This window comes from uncultured Roseovarius sp. (genome assembly GCF_947259555.1).
In the GTDB taxonomy this organism is placed as follows: Bacteria; Pseudomonadota; Alphaproteobacteria; order Rhodobacterales; family Rhodobacteraceae; genus Roseovarius.
In genome coordinates this window covers 68697-87218 of sequence record NZ_CAMYMD010000067.1, presented here as the reverse complement: position 1 = coordinate 87218, position 18522 = coordinate 68697, and the positions used below count along the sequence as shown (strand labels likewise).

Annotated in this window: 14 protein-coding genes; 8 read left to right on the top strand and 6 right to left on the bottom strand. The window is 62.7% G+C overall.

Features of this window, described 5'->3' with window-relative positions; genetic code table 11:
* The 3 genes from Q0X85_RS11765 to cysS all read right to left on the bottom strand — a co-directional run.
* Positions 1 to 630: squalene/phytoene synthase family protein (locus Q0X85_RS11765; RefSeq protein ID WP_297772186.1), on the bottom strand; the 630-nt coding region annotated here is incomplete at its 3' end.
* A complete protein-coding gene (gene cimA, locus Q0X85_RS11760) occupies positions 627 to 2243 on the bottom strand; it encodes a citramalate synthase (RefSeq protein WP_297772185.1) in 1617 nt (538 codons plus the stop codon). The genes Q0X85_RS11765 and cimA, both read right to left, overlap by 4 nt.
* Positions 2244 to 2442: 199 nt before the next feature.
* Positions 2443 to 3885, bottom strand: a complete 1443-nt coding sequence (cysS, locus tag Q0X85_RS11755; protein ID WP_297772184.1) for a cysteine--tRNA ligase — start codon at positions 3883 to 3885, stop codon at positions 2443 to 2445.
* 388 nt (positions 3886 to 4273) lie between these two features.
* On the opposite strand from cysS, the gene Q0X85_RS11750 reads away from it, so the two are divergent.
* From Q0X85_RS11750 to Q0X85_RS11740, 3 genes are all read left to right on the top strand, one after another.
* On the top strand, positions 4274 to 5812 hold the full coding sequence (locus Q0X85_RS11750; protein ID WP_297772183.1) for a trimethylamine methyltransferase family protein: 1539 nt from the start codon (positions 4274 to 4276) through the stop codon (positions 5810 to 5812).
* Positions 5813 to 6044: 232 nt separating this feature from the next.
* Positions 6045 to 6752, top strand: coding sequence for a hypothetical protein (locus Q0X85_RS11745; RefSeq protein ID WP_297772181.1), 708 nt, complete (start codon positions 6045 to 6047; stop codon positions 6750 to 6752).
* Between the two features lie 32 nt (positions 6753 to 6784).
* The gene (locus Q0X85_RS11740; RefSeq protein WP_297772180.1) at positions 6785 to 8230 is read left to right on the top strand and encodes a tetratricopeptide repeat protein; all 1446 of its coding nucleotides are present in this window, start codon (positions 6785 to 6787) and stop codon (positions 8228 to 8230) included.
* Between the two features lie 72 nt (positions 8231 to 8302).
* On the opposite strand, the gene ychF is transcribed toward Q0X85_RS11740, so the two are convergent.
* Complete coding sequence (gene ychF, locus Q0X85_RS11735; protein WP_297772179.1) at positions 8303 to 9400, bottom strand: redox-regulated ATPase YchF; 1098 nt, start codon at positions 9398 to 9400, stop codon at positions 8303 to 8305.
* Positions 9401 to 9527: 127 nt separating this feature from the next.
* Between ychF and trpA the strand changes: the two genes are divergently transcribed.
* The 3 genes from trpA (at position 9528) to Q0X85_RS11720 (ending at position 12603) form a co-directional block, all read left to right on the top strand.
* Positions 9528 to 10319, top strand: a complete 792-nt coding sequence (gene trpA / locus Q0X85_RS11730) for a tryptophan synthase subunit alpha (protein WP_297772178.1) — start codon at positions 9528 to 9530, stop codon at positions 10317 to 10319.
* A gap of 314 nt (positions 10320 to 10633) precedes the next feature.
* On the top strand, positions 10634 to 11797 hold the full coding sequence (locus tag Q0X85_RS11725; RefSeq protein ID WP_297772177.1) for an alpha-hydroxy acid oxidase: 1164 nt from the start codon (positions 10634 to 10636) through the stop codon (positions 11795 to 11797).
* Positions 11798 to 11955: 158 nt separating this feature from the next.
* On the top strand, positions 11956 to 12603 hold the full coding sequence (locus Q0X85_RS11720; RefSeq protein ID WP_297772175.1) for a 50S ribosomal protein L25/general stress protein Ctc: 648 nt from the start codon (positions 11956 to 11958) through the stop codon (positions 12601 to 12603).
* 61 nt (positions 12604 to 12664) lie between these two features.
* Here the strand turns inward: Q0X85_RS11720 and Q0X85_RS11715 are convergent, their stop codons facing one another.
* A complete protein-coding gene (locus tag Q0X85_RS11715) occupies positions 12665 to 13345 on the bottom strand; it encodes an FkbM family methyltransferase (RefSeq protein WP_297772174.1) in 681 nt (226 codons plus the stop codon).
* Between the two features lie 72 nt (positions 13346 to 13417).
* On the opposite strand from Q0X85_RS11715, the gene pth reads away from it, so the two are divergent.
* Positions 13418 to 14113: an aminoacyl-tRNA hydrolase gene (gene pth / locus Q0X85_RS11710; protein ID WP_297772173.1), complete on the top strand. Its 696-nt coding sequence runs from the start codon at positions 13418 to 13420 to the stop codon at positions 14111 to 14113.
* 75 nt (positions 14114 to 14188) lie between these two features.
* Complete coding sequence (locus tag Q0X85_RS11705; RefSeq protein ID WP_297772172.1) at positions 14189 to 15352, top strand: serine hydrolase; 1164 nt, start codon at positions 14189 to 14191, stop codon at positions 15350 to 15352.
* 36 nt (positions 15353 to 15388) lie between these two features.
* On the opposite strand, the gene ileS is transcribed toward Q0X85_RS11705, so the two are convergent.
* Positions 15389 to 18358: an isoleucine--tRNA ligase gene (ileS, locus tag Q0X85_RS11700; protein ID WP_297772171.1), complete on the bottom strand. Its 2970-nt coding sequence runs from the start codon at positions 18356 to 18358 to the stop codon at positions 15389 to 15391.
* Positions 18359 to 18522 lie beyond the last annotated feature (164 nt).

The window sequence follows — 18522 nt, the reverse complement described above, 5'->3', positions numbered from 1 at the left end:
CGCACGCGACACGCCCCCGCGCCCGGCCCGCGCCTTAGCCAGCCGACTTAGCCCCTCACGCGCCAGAGCGCGCACCGCATCCGGCCGACCGTCGGGCAAGGGCTTTCGCCCCGCCGCCTCCAGCGCCGGGATTGCCCGGAACCAGTTGGCCAGACCAAGGGCAAAGCCCGCATCTATCAGAACCGCCTCATCGGCAGGCCCAAGCGCCCGCGCCGCCGCGCGGATCAGATTGCCCGATGTGGCCTCGATATAGCGCATGAAATCCGCCTCGTCCTCGAACGGCGCACGCTCGATATCCCACCTTCGCGCCTCGATCAGATCAATGAGCAGCCCGGCCCCATCCGCATCCAGCACATGCGCCAGCGGGGTGACCACCTCGTGCCGACGCACGACACCGCCCGCGCGGATCTCCTCCAGCGCATCAACCCACCATTGCAGGCGCATCTCGGCGATCATCGGCTCGGATGTCACCCAAGGCGCGCGCGCCACCTCGACATTGAAGGCATAGAGCGGAAAGAGCACCGACCGCGCCGCCACAGGCGCCGCCATCGCCGCCTGAAACCGAGGCGCATCGGCGCGCCGCACCAGATCGGCACAGGCGGTCACATCGGCGTCGAACGCAGCGCTCAAACCGCCCCCTCATGCACCAGCTTCCAGTTGATCGCATCGAGCAGCGCCTCAAAGCTGGCATCAACGATGTTCGGGCTCACGCCCACCGTCGACCAGCGCCGCCCGGCACCGTCCTGACTGTCGATGATCACCCGCGTCACCGCCTCGGTGCCGCCTTGGGTGATGCGCACCTTGAAATCCACCAGGTGCATGTCGGCGATGTGATCCTGATAGGGCCCGAGATCCTTGGCAAGGGCCCGCGCCAACGCATTGACCGGCCCCCGGTCGCAGCCCTCGGCATCCATCGACTCTGACACCGACAGCTTTTTCTCACCATCGACCTTCACGACGACCACCGCCTCCGACAGGCTCACCATGCGGTCATACTTGTTCTTGCGCCGCTCCACCGTGACCTTGTAGCGCTTGACCTCGAAGAATTGCGGCATCTGCCCCAGTTCCTTGCGCGCGAGAATTTCGAAACTCGCCTGCGCGCTGTCATAGGTATAGCCCTGATCCTCGCGCTCCTTGATCACCTCCAGCAGTCGCGCCAACCGCGCGTCGCCCGGTGCCACCTCGATACCCGCCTCCGCCAGACGACGCCGCAGGTTCGATTGCCCGGCCTGATTGGACATCGGGATGATGCGCGCATTGCCCACGGTCTCGGGGTCGATATGCTCGTAAGTGCTGGGATCTTTCAGGATCGCGCTCGCATGCAGCCCGGCCTTGTGGGCAAAGGCCGAGGCCCCGACATAGGCCGCCTGCCGCAGCGGCACACGATTGAGGATTTCATCCAGCTGTCGGCTCACCGCCGTCAGGTTCTTCAGCCCCTCGCGGCTCACCCCGATCTCGTAGGCGTCCGCATAGGGCGGTTTCAGCATCAGCGTCGGAATGAGCGTGGTCAGGTTGGCATTGCCACAGCGCTCGCCCAGCCCGTTCAGCGTGCCCTGCACCTGCCGCGCGCCCGCATCGACGGCGGCAAGGCTTCCTGCCACGGCATTCTCGGTGTCATCATGGGTGTGAATGCCCAGACGGTCGCCGGGGATGCCCGCCGCGATGACCTCGCCCACGATGCGCCCGATCTCGGTGGGCAGCGTGCCGCCATTGGTGTCGCACAGCACGACCCACCGCGCGCCCGCCTGCATTGCGGCGCGCAGGCACGACAGAGCGTAATCGGGATTGGCGCAGTAGCCGTCAAAGAAATGCTCGGCATCGAACAGCGCCTCGCGCCCCTGCCCCACCAGATGCGCGACGGATTTGGCGATGTTCTCGACGTTTTCCTCCAGAGTGATCCCGAGCGCCTCGGTGACGTGGAAATCATGGGTCTTGCCAACGAGGCAGACGGCTTGCGTGCCCGCATTCATCACCGCCGCCAGAACGTCATCATTCTCCGCCGAGCGCCCGGCCCGCTTGGTCATGCCAAAGGCTGTCAGCATGGCGCGGGTCTGCGGTACGGCGTCGAAAAAGGCGCTGTCCGTGGGGTTCGCCCCCGGCCAGCCGCCCTCAATATAATCCACGCCCAGCCGGTCGAGCGCTTCCGCGATCTGGATCTTCTCGGGTGTGGAAAAGCTGACGCCCTGGGTCTGCTGCCCATCCCGCAGCGTGGTATCGTAGAGATAGAGGCGTTCGCGGGTCATACGGCACCCCGCGCGGAATCAAGGTGCCGCAGGCACCGCCGCGCAGCGCCCGACCGCCCCCCGGGCGGGCGCTTCTGCAACGTCGCAACCCGAACACTCGTCGAAGTAGACTTCACCATAAAGCGCGCCCCACAACCCGAGTAGCGCCCCCCCGCGGTCGGGCGCTGCGCGGCAGGCAGGCGGTGTGCGGACAGGCGCATTACTTCAACGCCTCCAGCTTGGCAGGGTCAAAATCGGGACCAACATCCCACTCGGGGCCTTGCGGTGTATCGCTTACCACAACTCCAGCTGATGTTAGCAAATCTCGAATTTGATCAGCACGAACAAAATTTCTAGATTTCTTGGCATCAACTCTTTTCCTAAGCATTGTAGCAATGAGCGCTTGTTGATCGATGGTTAATTCTGCGGTCTTATCGATCCAAAATGAGCGGGGAGTTTTGCCAAAATGCTCATTCCAGATTCCCAAGAATTTCAGATCGTGCGCTAGTTGAAGTGCCATAGCTCCATTGTCGGAACTACCGGCGTTTTTCGCGTCTAACGCGAGTTCGTGCAACCGAGAAAGAGCCAAGTGCGTGTTAAGATCGTCACTTAAAGCTTCGAGGATTGGCATGCTCACTTTTTTTTCATTAGCGAGTTCTGCATCGGCGTAGTCAGATATTATTCTGTTGTACTCCAGAAGGCGGAACTCTGCTTGCTCCGCCTTCTCCGCCGTCCAGTCCATCGGCTTCCGATAGTGCGTCGACAAAAACACGAACCGGATCACCTCCCCCGGCACGCCCTGATCCAGCAAATCCCTTACCGTAAAGAAATTGCCCAAGCTCTTGGACATCTTCTTCCCCTCGACCTGCAGCATCTCGTTGTGCAGCCAGTAGCGCGCGAACTCCCCCTCCGGATGCGCGCAGCAGCTTTGCGCGATCTCGTTCTCGTGGTGCGGGAACATCAGGTCGTTGCCGCCGCCGTGAATATCAAAGCTCTCGCCCAACAACTCATAACTCATCGCCGAGCATTCGATATGCCAGCCGGGCCGGCCCCGGCCCCAGGGGCTCTCCCATCCCGGTTGCCCCGCATCCGACGGCTTCCACAAAACGAAATCCATCGGGTTGCGCTTGTACGGCGCCACCTCGACCCGCGCGCCCGCGATCATGTCATCGACCGACCGGCCCGACAGCTTGCCATAGCCCTCGCGCCAGCTATCCACGGCAAAGAGCACATGACCCTCAGCCTCATAGGCGTGGCCCTTGGCGATCAGCCCCTCGATCATCGCCACCATCTGTGGGATATACTGCGTCGCGCGCGGCATGTGGTCGGGCGGGAGCGCGCCCAGTTCCGCCATGTCATCCAGAAACCACTGCGTCGTCTCCGCCGTGATCTCACCAATCGCGCGCCCGCTCTCCGCCGCGCGCGCGTTGATCTTGTCATCCACGTCGGTGAAGTTGCGCACATAGGTCACGTGCTCGGCCCCGTAGACATGCCGCAACAAACGATACAAAACGTCGAATACCACCACGGGCCGCGCATTGCCCAGATGCGCCCGGTCATAGACCGTCGGCCCACAGACATACATCCGCACGTCGTCCTGATCGAGAGGCGCGAACACCTCCTTCTGGCGGGTCTTGGTATTGTGCAGCTTGATCGTCGTCATCTTGTCCTCGCGCGCGGTCCCGCGGCGGGCTTAGCAACTTCGTGATCGCTTGGAAACACAAGACCGGCCCGCCTGAGAAAACTCAGCGGATAATGCAGCAAATAATGAAGCAGTCAGGTCTCATGAGATGGGCTTAGCCCCATACAACGCAGCGGTCAAGCACGGCACACCACAGCCCGTTTGCGACACGCGTCGGAAACGGAACAGACAGCGTCAACAGAATCGGGGTTCCTTTGACATGTGCCTGAGGAGACCACCATGCACCCACGCAGCAAGATCACGCTCATTGTCCGCACCATAGGCGCGGAACGGGGTCTGGCGGCGCGCGGTCGACCGGAGATTGGCTGACACGCCACCCTCCGACAATTTCTCCACAGGATATCATGACATGACAGAGACCAAAACGCGCCGCGCCGGTGGCCGCGCCGCCCGCCGCGAAGCCCGCTCCAACCCGCTTGCCGCGAACATGCGCCCGATCCGCCCCGGGCTTGAGGGCGGCACCTACCGCCCGCTCACCACTTTGCAGATGGACCGCATTCACGCAGCCGTGCTCGACGCGCTGGAACAGATCGGGCTGGCCGATGCGCCGCCCTCGGGCGTGGCCTACCTGACCGGCGCCGGGGCCGTGCAGGGCGAAGACGGGCGCCTCCGCTTTCCCCGCGCCCTGATCGAATACACCATCGCCTCGGCCAATCGCGCGCTCACGCTCTGCGGTCGCGACCCGCAGCACGATATGCTGTTGCAAGGCACCCGCGTACATTATGGCACAGCCGGCGCGGCGGTGCATCTGGTCGAGCCGCATGCCCGCACCTACCGAGAGAGCACGGTACAGGATCTGCATGACGCCGCCCGCATCGCCGATCAGCTGGACAATATCCACTTCGTCCAGCGCCCGATGGTCTGCCGTGACATCCCCGATAACCGCGAGATGGACCTCAACACCCTCTATGCCTGCTGTGCCGGGACCACCAAGCATGTCGGCGTGTCTTTCACAGAGCCAGCCTTTGTGCGTGATGCGCTCGAGATGTTGCATCTGATCGCAGGTGGCGAGGAAAAATGGCGCGCGCGCCCGTTCATCAGCAACTCCAACTGCTTCGTCGTCCCGCCGATGAAATTCGCCACCGAATCCTGCCTCGTGATGGAGGAGTGCATTCACGGCGGCATACCCGTCCTGCTGCTCTCGGCAGGGCAAGCCGGGGCCACCGCCCCTGCCCCCATCGCCGGGGCCATCGTTCAGGCCATGGCCGAATGCCTCGCCGGTCTCGTCTATGTCAACGCGGTCAAACCGGGGCATCCGGCGATCTTCGGCACATGGCCCTTCGTCAGCGATCTGCGCACCGGCGCGATGTCGGGCGGATCGGGCGAACAGGCGCTGCTGTCGGCAGGCTGCGCGCAGATGCACAAATTCTACGGCCTGCCCGGCGGTGCTGCGGCAGGCATCGCCGATGCCAAGCTGCCCGATATGCAGGCCGGGTGGGAACAGGCGATGTCGAATGTCATGGCCGGGCTCTCGGGCCTCAACATGGTCTACGAGGCGGCGGGCATGCATGCCTCGCTTCTGGGCTTCTGCCTCGAATCGCTCATCCTCGGCGATGACCTGATCGGTCAGGCCCTGCGTTGCACGCGCGGCATCGAGGTAGACGAGGACACGCTCAGCCTTGATGTGATCCGGTCCACCTGCATCGGTGGGCCCGGGCATTATCTGGGGGCGGCGCAAACCCTCGGTCGGATGCAGACCGATTATGTCTATCCCAGCCTCGCCAACCGCGTCTCGCCCAAGGAATGGGACGAGTTGGGCAAGCCCGACCTGATCGAGAAGGCCACCGAGAAGAAGATGAAGATTCTCTCGGAACGCTCGGCGGCGCGGTTCGACCCGGTCACCGACCGTGCCATTCGCGAGCGGTTTCGGATCCATCTTCCGGCGTGAGGCATGAGATGCGGTTGGGCGTGTCGAGCTTGCACGAAATGGCCTTGAACCGCCCTTGCACTCAGCCGCGCAGCGTCGCGCCGCGACGATGCGCGGCGGCCCGTTGGGCCGCGTATCGCGCGGGTGCATCAATCAAATGTCCACAACAGACCAGCCCCCCACCGCATACCCCGCACAACCCGGTTGACGCTCCAACGCAGTTGACTAATGTCCTCTACCGGAGGGTGCGGTGATGGTGGAAAAGGTATTGCACGCAGGCAACATCGCGGTTGCCTTTTCCTCGGTCGCCATGGCGGCGGACCTGACGGTCACCGGCGGTGCCGGGGCGGCGATCAGCGCCTCTCTTTCCGCGACGGATTTGTTCAAGCGCAGCAGCGACAAGGACGCCAGACCGCTGGCCACGAAAATGGCCGACCACATGCAGGACGTCCTTGACCGCAGCCATCTGAGCGCGGACCGCAAGAAAATCGTTGTACAGATGCTGAAGCGCTTTGCGCCCAGTGAAGACGAGCTTTCCGACGGAAACCGGGACGCCAGAACGATCGCGGCATACATGGCCCAGAAGATCAGGGAGTTATTCAAAGACCCGGACTGCGAGGAAGACCCCGCATTCGCCACCGCAACGGCGCTGGACGATTATACCCGCATCCTCGCCGATACGTTGGCGCCTTTCGTGGAGCCACAAGACCGGAAAGATGCGGATAACCGCGTAGCACTGAGGCGACTGGACGCGCTATTACAACAACAATCTAACGGGCAAACAGAACAAGATCGACGCCAAGCCGAAGCGAGGCAACTAATGATGCGTCACCAGTTTGAAGAAACCATGGATGAGATGAACAGCAGCTACACTGAAGTGACACAGCTTCTAATCTTGCTAATAGATGAAAATGTTTCTGTCCAAGAAGCTCGGCACATCATAGTGAGGCAAGCAAAATGAACGAACCTCTAGATCGTAGAGTCCGAGCCCTATTGCGCGCCGCCAGTCAACCCGGCCAATCCGACCGCCTCCGCAATGAAGGCATCACCGAAACCGCCATCATCCGCCTCGCACAGCGCATCGCGCGCGAGACCGACGATCTCGGCCAGGCCTGGCTCGACCTGCAGAACGCCATGGACATCGCCGTGCGGGTGCAGCAAGAGGGGCGCGTGCCCTCCAACCATGGTGATTTCGTGGATGAGGTGCTGACCCGCGTGACCGGATTGGCGGCCGAGGGCGAATATACCGCCGCAAGCGATGCCATTGCCGCCGCGCTGGAGGCGGACACCGCCCGTCGCGCCCGCCTGCTCGACAGCGGCATAAAGATCGCCATGCTCGAGGGTAACAGCGCCACCGCCGCCGAGTATCTGATCCGCAAGGCCGATCTGGAGGCGGGCGGCCGCGCCGGGTTCGGGGCGCTGCGCGCGCTACAGGACACCCATTATGTCGATGGCCGCGACAAGGGCATCGCGATCGACCTCGAGATCTCCATGGCCCTCGCCCGATTGGTCCTCACCCGCGCCCGCACAGCGGACGAACGCGGCACCGCGCTCAATGATCTGGGCGTGTCGCTGCGAATCCTCGGGGAACGCGAGAGCGGCACCGCCCGGCTCGAAGAGGCCGTCACCGCCTATCGCGCCGCCCTCGAGGAATCCAGTCGCGACCGCGTGCCGCTCGACTGGGCCAGGGCACAGATGAACCTCGGCAATGCGCTGCGCACCCTCGGGGACCGCGAGAGCGGCACCGCCCGGCTCGAAGAGGCCGTCACCGCCTACCGCGCCGCCCTCGAGGAATCCACCCGCGACCGCGTGCCGCTCGAATGGGCCAAGACCCAGATGAACATCGGCAATGCGCTGGCAACAATCGGAGAACGCGAGAGCGGCACCGACCGGCTCGAAGAGGCCGTCATCGCCTTTCGCAGCGCCCTTGAGGAACACACCCGCGACCGCGTGCCGCTCGACTGGGCCATGACCCAGATGAACCTCGGCACCGCGCTGGCAACAATCGGAGAACGCGAGAGCGGCACCGCACGGCTCGAAGAGGCCGTCACCGCCTATCGCGCCGCCCTCGAGGAATCCACCCGCGACCGCGTGCCGCTCGAATGGGCCAGGACCCAGATGAACCTCGGCACTGCGCTGGCCATCCTCGGGCAACGGGAGGTCGGCACCGCACGGCTCGAAGACGCTGACACCGCCTATCGCCATGCCCTCGAGGAATGGACCCGCGACCGCGTGCCGCTCGACTGGGCCATGACACAAGCCAACCTTGCCGATCTGGAGCGCGCCTTCTTCGACAAGACCGGCGAGGCCGCACACCTCGAGCGGGCCGAGGACCATGCGCGCGCCGCGCAGAAGGTATTCCATTCCGCCGGGGCCCGCCATTATGAAGAAATTACAGAGCGCACCCTCAGCGCCATTGCCGCACGGCGGGGCGGCTGAGGGGCGTTTTGCGCCACCGACGCGATACCGATAGAATACCGACGTGATACAGACCGCCGAAAATCGCCCCGCTCAGGTGTTGAAGAGGAAGTGCAGAACGTCGCCATCCTTGACGACATAGCCCTTGCCCTCGGCCCGCATCTTGCCCGCATCCTTGGCCTTCTGCTCGCCCCCAAGGCTCACGAAATCCTCGTAAGCGATTGTTTCCGCGCGGATAAATCCCTTCTCGAAATCGCCATGAATGACCCCCGCCGCCTTCGGCGCAGGCGTGCCGCTCGGAATGGTCCAGGCCCGCGCTTCCTTGGGCCCTACGGTGAAGTAGGTCTCCAGATGCAACAGCTCATATCCGGCCCGGATCAACCGATCCAGCCCCGCCTCTTCCAGCCCCATTTCCTCAAGGAAAACAATAGCTTCCTCAGGTTCAAGCTGGCTGATCTCTTCCTCGATCTGAGCCGAGATCACAACGCTGCCCGCCCCCTGCGCAGCCGCCATCTGAGCCACCGCTTGACTATGAGCATTGCCCTCAGCGGCATTGCTTTCCTCGACATTGCAGACATAGAGCACCGGCTTTGAGGTCAGCAATTGCAGCATCTTCCAAGCCTTGAGATCGTCATCGTCAACCTCGACAGTCCGCGCCGGATTACCCTCTTCCAGCGCCGCCTGCGCGAGCGCCAGAAGCCGGTCCGCCTGCACCGCCTCCTTGTCCCCGCCCTTCAGCTTGCGCACCAGACCAACCCGCCTTTTCTCAATGGAATCAAGGTCCGCCAGCATCAATTCGGTCTCGATCACCTCGGCATCCGCCACCGGATCGACGCGCCCCTCGACATGGGTCACGTCACCATCCTCGAAGCACCGCAGCACATGCGCGATGGCATCGACCTCGCGGATATTGGCCAGAAACTGATTGCCAAGCCCCTCGCCTTTTGACGCGCCTTTGACCAGCCCCGCGATATCGACAAAAGTCATCCGCGTCGGGATGATCTGCTTGGACCCCGCAATCGCCGCCAGCTTGTCAAGCCGGGCATCCGGCACCGCCACCTCGCCGACATTAGGCTCGATCGTGCAGAACGGAAAGTTCGCCGCCTGCGCGGCAGCCGTGCGGGTGAGCGCGTTGAAGAGCGTGGATTTGCCGACATTGGGCAGGCCCACGATTCCCATTTTAAAGCCCATGACAGCCCCTTTCCTGCGGTGAATTGCGCGCATCTACGGGTTTGCGCGGGGCAAGGTCAAGCCGGGCATTGATTTCCCGCCCGCTTTGCGCCAAACCCGCACGGACCCATTCGAAGGACAGGCCCGCATGACACGTATCGACGCGAAATTCGCAGAGTTGAAAACCGCCGGCAAAAAGGCGTTCGTCTCCTACATCATGGCGGGTGACCCGGACTACAAACGCGCGCTCGACGTGATGAAGGGGCTACCCAAAGCCGGTGTCGATATCATCGAACTGGGCGTGCCCTTTACCGATCCGATGGCCGACGGGCCGACCATCCAACTGGCCGGTCAGCGCGCTCTCGCAGGCGGCATGACGCTGGAAAAGACGTTGCAAATGGCGCGCGAGTTTCGTGAGGGTGACGACACCACGCCAATCGTGCTGATGGGCTATTACAACCCGATCTACAATCGCGGCGTGGAGCGGTTTCTGACCGACGCCAAATCCGCCGGGATCGACGGCCTGATCGTGGTCGATCTGCCCCCCGAGGAAGATGACGAGCTGTGCATTCCGGCCTCAAATGCGGGGCTCAACTTCATTCGCCTCGCCACCCCCACCACCGATGACAAGCGCCTGCCCAAGGTTCTCGAGAACACCAGCGGTTTCGTCTACTACGTCTCGATCACCGGCATCACCGGGGCCGCAGCGGCAGAGGCGGCGGACGTAGGCCCGGAAGTGACCCGCATCAAGGCGCAGACCGACCTGCCGGTGATCGTGGGCTTCGGCATCCGCAGCCCCGAAACCGCCCAGACGATTGCAAGCGTCGCCGACGGCTGCGTCGTGGGCTCGGCCATCGTTGGCGAGATCGCCAAGGGCGCGCCGGTCTCCGGCGTGCTCGATTTCGTGCGCGGGCTCGCGGAGGGCGCGCACCGGGCGTGACAGGCCTGAGGCTGCCGTTGTCGTAAGCCGCGCATCGACGGGCCGTGGTGCGGCGATCCAACGCGTGTTCGGCAGAATTTTATCTCTGCCAAGTCAGTAAAACATCCACGCGATGCGCAAGTTACGGCCAAATCGCCGTGCCGTCGGGGCGGCCCGTCGATGCGCGGCGGTCTTCGACCGCGTATCGCGCGGGTGCTTTGATCCAGTGGCAGCTCCAGGCCAAACATTCCCCCCACCCCTGCGACACCGCCAATGATTGCACGTGCGTGCCGGGGTTGGTAAAGCATATTTACCAATTTCCCGGAGTGTCGCCCATGCCCGTCATCACCAATATCTACGATCTCAAAAAGATCTACCGCCGTCGCGTGCCCAAGATGTTCTACGACTATGCTGAGTCGGGCAGTTGGACGGAACAGACCTTTCGCGAGAACACTTCCGATTTCGACCGTATTTACCTGAAACAGCGCGTTGCCATCGACATGACCGGGCGCAACCTGTCGACAAAGATGATCGGGCAGGATGTGGCGATGCCAGTGGGTCTCGCCCCCGTAGGCCTGACCGGCATGCAACATGCCGATGGCGAGATCAAGGCGGCGCGCGCGGCCGAGAAATTCGGCGTGCCCTTCACCCTCTCGACCATGTCGATCTGTTCCATCGAGGATGTGGCGGAGCACACCACCAAGCCGTTCTGGTTCCAGGTCTATACCCTTAAGGACGACGACTTCATGCAGCGCCTGTTCGACCGGGCAAAGGCGGCGAACTGTTCGGCGGCGATGATCACGGTCGATCTGCAGATGCTGGGGCAGCGGCACAAGGACCTCAAGAACGGCCTCAGCGCACCGCCCAAGCTGACACCCGCCAGCGTCGCCAACATGATGACCAAGGTGCAATGGGGGCTGGGCATGCTGGGCACCAAGCGGCGCAGCTTTGGCAATATCGTGGGCCATGCCAAGGGCGTCTCTGACCCGTCCTCGCTCAGCACATGGACGTCGGAGGCGTTCGATCAGGCGCTCGACTGGGACCGGATCCGGGTGTTTCGCAAGATGTGGGACGGGCCGCTCATCATCAAGGGTATCATGGACCCGCGCGACGCGATGGAAGCGCTCAATGTCGGCGCCGATGCAATCATCGTGTCAAACCACGGCGGGCGACAGCTCGATGGCGCACTCTCGGCCATTCGCGCCCTGCCCGCGATCATGGATGCCGTGGGCGACAAGATCGAGGTGCATCTCGACAGCGGCATCCGCTCTGGGCAGGACGTGCTCAAGGCGCTGAGCCTGGGTGCCAAGGGCACCTATATCGGGCGCGCCTTCGTCTACGGGCTTGGCGCCATGGGCGAGGCGGGCGTCACCAAGACGCTGGAGGTGATTCAAAAGGAGTTGGACACCACCATGGGCCTCTGCGGGCGGCGTGATGTGCATGATCTCGACCGCGACGTCCTGATGGTGCCCAAGGGGTTCTCGGGCGAGTGGGAGTGACGCCCGGTAGCCTGCGGCGGATTCGGGTTTTTTACCAAGAAGAAGCCTGCCACGTACCATTTGACCCTTTTCAAGGGCTCTGGCGTGGTCTATAGGCGCAGCTTCATGCGGGGCTACAGCCTTGGAGGAGCCCCGCTCTAACCTATGGAGAATTCAAAATGGCTGGAGAAATTCCTGATCTTCACGCCCAGGAACGCACGGGGACGGGCAAGGGCGCCGCTCGTGCGGTGCGCCGTGCGCACCTGGTTCCGGGTATCGTATTCGGTGGCGACAAAGAGCCGCTGCCCATCCAACTGCCCTATAACGCGCTGATCAAGCGCCTGAAGGCGGGACGGTTCAAGTCCACGCTCTTCAACCTCAAGGTTGATGGCCAAGAGGATGTGCGCGTGATCTGCCGCGACGTGCAACGCGATATCGTCAAGGACCTGCCGACGCATGTCGATTTCATGCGCCTGCGCCGGACCACCAAGATCAACCTCTTCATCCATGTCGAGTTCGAGGGCGAGGAAGAGTGCAAGGCGCTGCGTAAGGGCGGCGTTCTGACCGTCGTGCGCCCCGAGGTCGAGCTGGTGGTGACCGCCGGGGACATCCCCGAGAAGATCACCGTCGACCTGACCAAGATGGAAAATATCGGCGACACGCTGACCATTTCCATGGTCGACCTGCCCGCCGGATCAAAGCCGACCATCGACCGCGACTTCGTGATCTGCAACATCTCGGCTCCTTCGGCGCTCAAGAGCCAGGAAGACGACGAGGACGAGGATGAGGTCGAAGAGATCACCGAAGAGGCTGCGGCTGAAGAGTAAGCCCGGCCCGATTTCGGCAAAAAATCAAGACGCGGCCCCGGAAACGCGGCCGCGTTGTTCGTCAGCGCCCGCGCACTCTGCGAAAGCACAGGATGCGGCCGCGTGACGGTCCGGGATCATACGTCAATCCAGAGGCGGACATGCAATCGACGATCCGCTTGATGACGGTATCGGGGTAGCGTCCCGGATGAAGCTCCATCATCACAGAGCGGACATGTGCCGGCCAGGCGGCGGCAAAGAGGTGTTCCTCGGCACCCTCGATATCCATGATGACAAACTGAGGACGCACCGTTTGCAATAACGCATCAAGGCCAAGATCCGGAACCGTGACCGTGGTTGCGCCCGCCTTCTCCCGGTTTGCAAGCCGCGCCGCCCAAAACGCCTTGCCCGCATCGAAGGGCACGCTGGCCTGCCCGCCTGCCAGACCGCCAACCGCGCCATGCAAAAGCGTCGCCGCGCCAAATCCATTGCGGTCGAGATTGGCCCGGATCACTTCGAGCATCGCGGGATTGGCCTCGACTGTGGTGACATTTTCTGCCCCCGTCACACGCGCGCAGATTGACGCAATGAAACCGATCCCAGACCCCAGTTCCAGCACGCGCTGCCCCTCGCGCAGGCGCATCCGCGCGGCATTGGCCTCGTCGGCCTCATAGCCGCCCGATGCGAGCTTGGCCCTGATCCGCTCGTTCAACAGCGCGTCGGGCACCGAGAAGTGCAACCCGTCGATCTCGAAATCCGCCATTCCCGCTCGTCCCCGTTGATTCCGGGCGCTCGAAGCCCTAGACCATCCTCGACCAAGATGGGGGCATGGGCAATGCAGCTCTTTGTAGGGCTCGGCAATCCGGGCGCGAAATACGAGAGAAACCGGCACAATATCGGCTTTATGGCGGTGGAGCAGATCGCCGAGGATCACGGGTTCGGCCCTTGGCGGAGCAAATTTCAGGGCATGATAAGCGAGGGCGTTCTCGACGGTGAGAAGGTCATTCTGCTCAAGCCCATGACCTTCATGAACCTTAGTGGCCAGTCAGTCGGAGACGCCCTGCGGTTCTACAAGTTGACCCCCGCCGATGTGGTTGTCTTTCACGATGAGCTGGATCTCGCGCCAGCCAAGCTGCGCGTCAAGCAGGGCGGCGGCCATGCCGGCCATAACGGGCTCCGCTCGATCCATCAGCATATCGGCGAGACCTATGCGCGGGTTCGGTTGGGCATCGGCCACCCCGGTCACAAGGATCGGGTGGCGCAATACGTGCTTCAGGATTTCGCCAAGGCCGACCGCGATTGGCTCGATGACCTGTTGCGCGGGATCGGCGATGGTGCGCCCTGGCTCGCGCAGGGCAAGCCGGATCGCTTTCAGAACGCCGTGGCACAGCGCACCGCCCCCGCGCGCCCGGACAAGCCCGCCAAGCCACGGCCCGAACCGACGCAAACCGCCCGACAAACCAAATCCGCCGCGCCGCCACAAGACGAAACCCGCTCTGCTCTGCAAAAGCTTGTGGATCGTTTTCGCTGAACCAGATCCCCACGTCACGCTTGATTCCCTCACAGGCCAGTGGTGTTCTGGGCTGAGGCTGGGCAGGAGGGCAAGATGAATGGCGTTTTCAAATGGCTGGGGCGCATCGCTTTGGCCCTCATCCTTGCCGCGATTGCGGTCGGCCTATGGAAGCGGGACGAGATTACACGCCTCTGGGCGGTCAACAGCCTCTTTGATAAGGGGCGTATCGTCCAGAATTTCTCCAACATGGAGCACGCCTTTCTGACGGTGCCGGTGCCGCGTGGGACGGGACCGGTATCAAGGTTGCCGCGAGGGCCTGTGATGACCTTGCCCGAGAGGGCCGTGGACTGGATCGAGGCGCGGACCCTGACCTCGCTGATGGTGTTGCATCAAGGGGCCGTTGTGCATGAAAGCTATCATTTGGGGACCGGGCCACAGGACCGGCGGATCAGCTGGTCGATGGCCAAGAGCTTTGTCTCGGCCTTGTTCGGGGTCGTGGTGGAAGAGGGCGCAATTGAATCGTTGGACGATCCTGTGACCCGATATGCGCCCGGCCTCATCGGCAGTGCCTATGACGGTGCACGCATCCGCGACGTATTATTGATGATGAGCGGTGTCCGTTTCGACGAGGATTATCTGGACTACGACTCTGATATCAACCGCATGGGCCGCACGCTCGCGCTCGGCGGGGCGATGGATAAATTTGCCGCAGGCCTCAACGCGCGCATCGCGCCGCCCGGAAAACGCTGGCAATACGTCTCTGTCGACACCCACGTTCTGGCCATGGTGCTCAGGGGGGCCACCGGGCGCAGCTTGCCGGATCTCATGTCCGAAAAGATCATTCAGCCACTCGGGCTGGAGGTCGAGCCCTTCTTCATCACCGATGGCGAGGGCGTGGCCATTGCGCTTGGCGGGCTGAACCTGACCACACGCGATTACGCGCGGTTTGGCTTGATGGCTGCCGGGCTTGGCTCTTATCGGGGAACGCAGATCGTACCAGAGGCCTGGATGCGTGCAGCAACGGTGCCGACCGCGCCGACAGAGCCCGGCGAGCTGAAATACGGATACCAGTGGTGGATGCCGAGGGATGTCAGGGACGGCGAATATTTCGGGCACGGGATCTACGGACAATACATCTATATCGACCGCGCCAAAGACGTGGTGATCGTTGTGACCGCTGCCGATCGCGGGTTTCGTGAGGATGGCGTGCGTGATCGCAACATCGCCATGTTGCGTCGTATTGCACGCGCGCTGTGACAGGCGCGGCCCCGGAGCCGCGCCTCGCAGCGAGCGTCAGCCAAGCGCGACATCACAGCGTTTGCACGTGCCTGCATGGGCATGGTTGCCCACATCCGGCAAGATCTTCCAGCAGCGCTGACATTTCTCGCCATCCGCCTTGGCAAAGACCACACCGACCGTCTCGACCTCGGGCAGGCGAAACGCCTCATCGGGGCGCGGTACGTCGGTGAGCGTGATATCGGATGTGATGCAGATATCCTCGAAATTGACCGACTTGAGCGCCGCGAGCATATCCGGATCCCGCACATGCACGATTGGCGCTGCTTCCAGCGAGGCCCCGATCACCTTGTCGGTACGCTGCACCTCCAGCGCTGCCGTGACCACGCGACGCGCCTGACGCACCTGCGCCCACTTCGCCGCCAGCGGCTCGTTCAACCAGTCAGCGGGCGTGGCGGGGATATCGGTCAGATGCACCGAACTTTGCGTGCCGGGGAAGCGCTCCAGCCAGACCTCTTCCATGGTAAAGACCAGCACCGGCGCGAGCCACGTGGTCAGCCGGTGGAACAGAAGATCGAGCACCGTGCGCGCTGCTCGACGCCGCGCCGTGTCGCCGTCGCAATAGAGCGCATCCTTGCGGATATCGAAGTAGAAGGCCGACAGATCGATCGTAGCGAAGTTGAAAATCTGCTGAAATACCCCTTGAAAATCATAGGCTTCATAGCCTTTCTTCACCTTGTGATCGAGCTCTGCCAGCCGGTGCAGCACCCATTGCTCCAGCTCCGGCATCTCGTCAGGAGCGACCCGATCCGCCTCGCTGAAATGGCTCAATCCCCCCAGCATGAATCGCATCGTGTTGCGCAAGCGACGATAGCCATCCGCCACCCCCTTGAGGATCTCCGGCCCGATCCGCAGGTCGGCGGTATAATCCGCCTGCGCCACCCACAGCCGCAGGATATCGGCCCCATATTGCTTGGTCACATCCTCGGGGGCCACGGTATTGCCGAGCGATTTGGACATCTTGTTGCCCTTCTCGTCCAGTGTGAAGCCATGGGTCAGCACGCCGCGATAGGGCGCGTGCCCGATGGTGCCGCAGGCCTGCAGCATCGAGGAATGGAACCAGCCGCGATGCTGATCGGTGCCTTCGAGATAAAGATCGGCCATGCCGTCGTCTGACCCATCCTCGCGGTCGCGCAGCACGAAGGCGTGGGTTGAGCCGCTGTCGAACCAGACGTCGAGGATGTCATCGACCTGTTCCCAGGCCGCCGGATCGACGATTCCGTCGAGGAACCGCTCCTTGGCACCCTCTTTATACCAGGCATCCGCGCCCTCGGCCTCGAACGCCTCAAGGATGCGGGCATTCACGTCTTCATTGCGCAAAAGATATTCCGCATCAGTAGGTTGCGCGCCTCTCTTCACAAAGCACGTGAGCGGCACGCCCCAGGCACGCTGACGGCTCAGCACCCAATCCGGCCGCGCCTCAATCATCGAATAGAGCCGGTTCCGCCCGGTCTTGGGCGTCCATGTCACCAGCTCATCAATTGAGCGCAGCGCGCGCTCGCGGATGGTGGTACCATAAGCATCCTGCCCGTCGCCCACCGCGCGGTCAATGGCGGCGAACCATTGCGGGGTGTTGCGATAGATCACCGGCGCCTTGGAGCGCCAGCTATGCGGGTAAGAATGCTTGATCTTGCCGCGCGCCAGCAGCCCGCCGACCTCCACCAGCTTGTCGATGACGGATTTGTTGGCATTGCCCTCCTTGCCCTTGCGGTCAAGGATGAACGTGCCGCCAAAGAACGGCAGATCGGGGCGGAAGGAGCCATCGTCGAGCACGTTGTAGGTGATGACCTTTTCCAGCATCCCGAGACCGCGATAAAGCTCGTATTCCTCCATCCCGTGGCTCGGCGCGCAATGGACAAAGCCAGTGCCCTCCTCGTCGGTGACGAAATCGGCGGCGCGGAAATCGCGCAGGTCGTCCCATTCGCCTTTGCTGCCTTCGGCATTGGCCAGCGGGTGTTGCAGCGACAGGCCCGCCAACTCATCGGCGGTCACGTCGCGCAGGCGGGTGTACATCCCCTCCTCCAGCCGCGCGCGCGTCATCACATCACCAGCAAGCTTGTCGGCGAGGATGAATTTTTCTCCCACTTTGGCCCAGCATTCCTTAGGCGCGTCGGTGACTTCGTAGAGGCCATAGGCGATACCCTCGCCGTAAACGACCGCCTTGTTCGACGGGATCGTCCACGGCGTGGTGGTCCAGATCACGACAGACGTGTCGTCGAACTCAGAATTTGGTGCTGCACCCGGTTTGATATCCACCAGCGGTCCGCCGACCACCTCGAACTTCACCCAAACCGTAAAGCTTTCCTTGTCGTGATACTCCACCTCCGCCTCGGCGAGCGCGGTCTTCTCTATGGGCGACCACATCACCGGCTTGGAGCCCTGATAGAGCACCCCCGACATCAGAAATTTCTGAAACTCCTCCGCGATGATCCGCTCGGCGCGGAAATCCATCGTCAGATACGGCTTGTCCCATGCGCCGGTGATCCCAAGGCGCTTGAACTCGTCGCGCTGCACGTCGATCCAGCCTTCGGCGAACTTGCGGCATTCCTGACGGAAATCGACGGTATCGACCTTGTCCTTGTCCATGCCCTTGGCGCGGTACTGCTCTTCGATCTTCCATTCGATGGGCAACCCGTGGCAATCCCAGCCGGGGATATAACGCGCGTCGCGGCCCATCATCTGCTGCGAGCGCACCACCATGTCCTTGAGGATTTTATTCAGCGCGTGGCCGATATGCAGGTGCCCGTTGGCATAAGGAGGGCCGTCATGCAGGGTAAACGGCGCGCGGCTTTCCTGATTTTCGCCCGTCCGGGCGAGGGCAGCCCGCTCGCGCAGCCGGTCATAGATCCCGATTTCTTCCCAACGGGCGAGCCATTCCGGCTCGCGCTTGGGCAGGCCCGCGCGCATCGGAAACTCGGTCTTGGGCAGGTTCAGGGTGTCTTTGTAGTCGGGCATGTCAGAACACATGGGTGACGTCCTTTGTCACTGGAGTGTTGGAAATCAGGGGGTCTGGGGCGGCGCGATGGCTCAAACGCCTGTGATCCCGGCGGCTCGAGGGGGTCAGAGCGCCGGGCATGTAATTCGAATAATGATCGCTATGCGTCTCATCATGCTTCGCCTTATAGGCGCGG

What these genes read in the sequence shown, in the direction of transcription:
- cysS (WP_297772184.1), bottom strand. Translation starts at nt 3,885, where the DNA reads ATGACGACGATCAAGCTGCACAATACCAAGACCCGCCAGAAGGAGGTG.
- Q0X85_RS11725 (WP_297772177.1), top strand. Translation starts at nt 10,634, where the DNA reads ATGCCCGTCATCACCAATATCTACGATCTCAAAAAGATCTACCGCCGT.
- trpA (WP_297772178.1), top strand. Translation starts at nt 9,528, where the DNA reads ATGACACGTATCGACGCGAAATTCGCAGAGTTGAAAACCGCCGGCAAA.
- Q0X85_RS11750 (WP_297772183.1), top strand. Translation starts at nt 4,274, where the DNA reads ATGACAGAGACCAAAACGCGCCGCGCCGGTGGCCGCGCCGCCCGCCGC.
- Q0X85_RS11745 (WP_297772181.1), top strand. Translation starts at nt 6,045, where the DNA reads ATGGTGGAAAAGGTATTGCACGCAGGCAACATCGCGGTTGCCTTTTCC.
- ileS (WP_297772171.1), bottom strand. Translation starts at nt 18,358, where the DNA reads ATGTGTTCTGACATGCCCGACTACAAAGACACCCTGAACCTGCCCAAG.
- Q0X85_RS11715 (WP_297772174.1), bottom strand. Translation starts at nt 13,345, where the DNA reads ATGGCGGATTTCGAGATCGACGGGTTGCACTTCTCGGTGCCCGACGCG.
- pth (WP_297772173.1), top strand. Translation starts at nt 13,418, where the DNA reads ATGCAGCTCTTTGTAGGGCTCGGCAATCCGGGCGCGAAATACGAGAGA.
- Q0X85_RS11720 (WP_297772175.1), top strand. Translation starts at nt 11,956, where the DNA reads ATGGCTGGAGAAATTCCTGATCTTCACGCCCAGGAACGCACGGGGACG.
- Q0X85_RS11705 (WP_297772172.1), top strand. Translation starts at nt 14,189, where the DNA reads ATGAATGGCGTTTTCAAATGGCTGGGGCGCATCGCTTTGGCCCTCATC.
- cimA (WP_297772185.1), bottom strand. Translation starts at nt 2,243, where the DNA reads ATGACCCGCGAACGCCTCTATCTCTACGATACCACGCTGCGGGATGGG.
- ychF (WP_297772179.1), bottom strand. Translation starts at nt 9,400, where the DNA reads ATGGGCTTTAAAATGGGAATCGTGGGCCTGCCCAATGTCGGCAAATCC.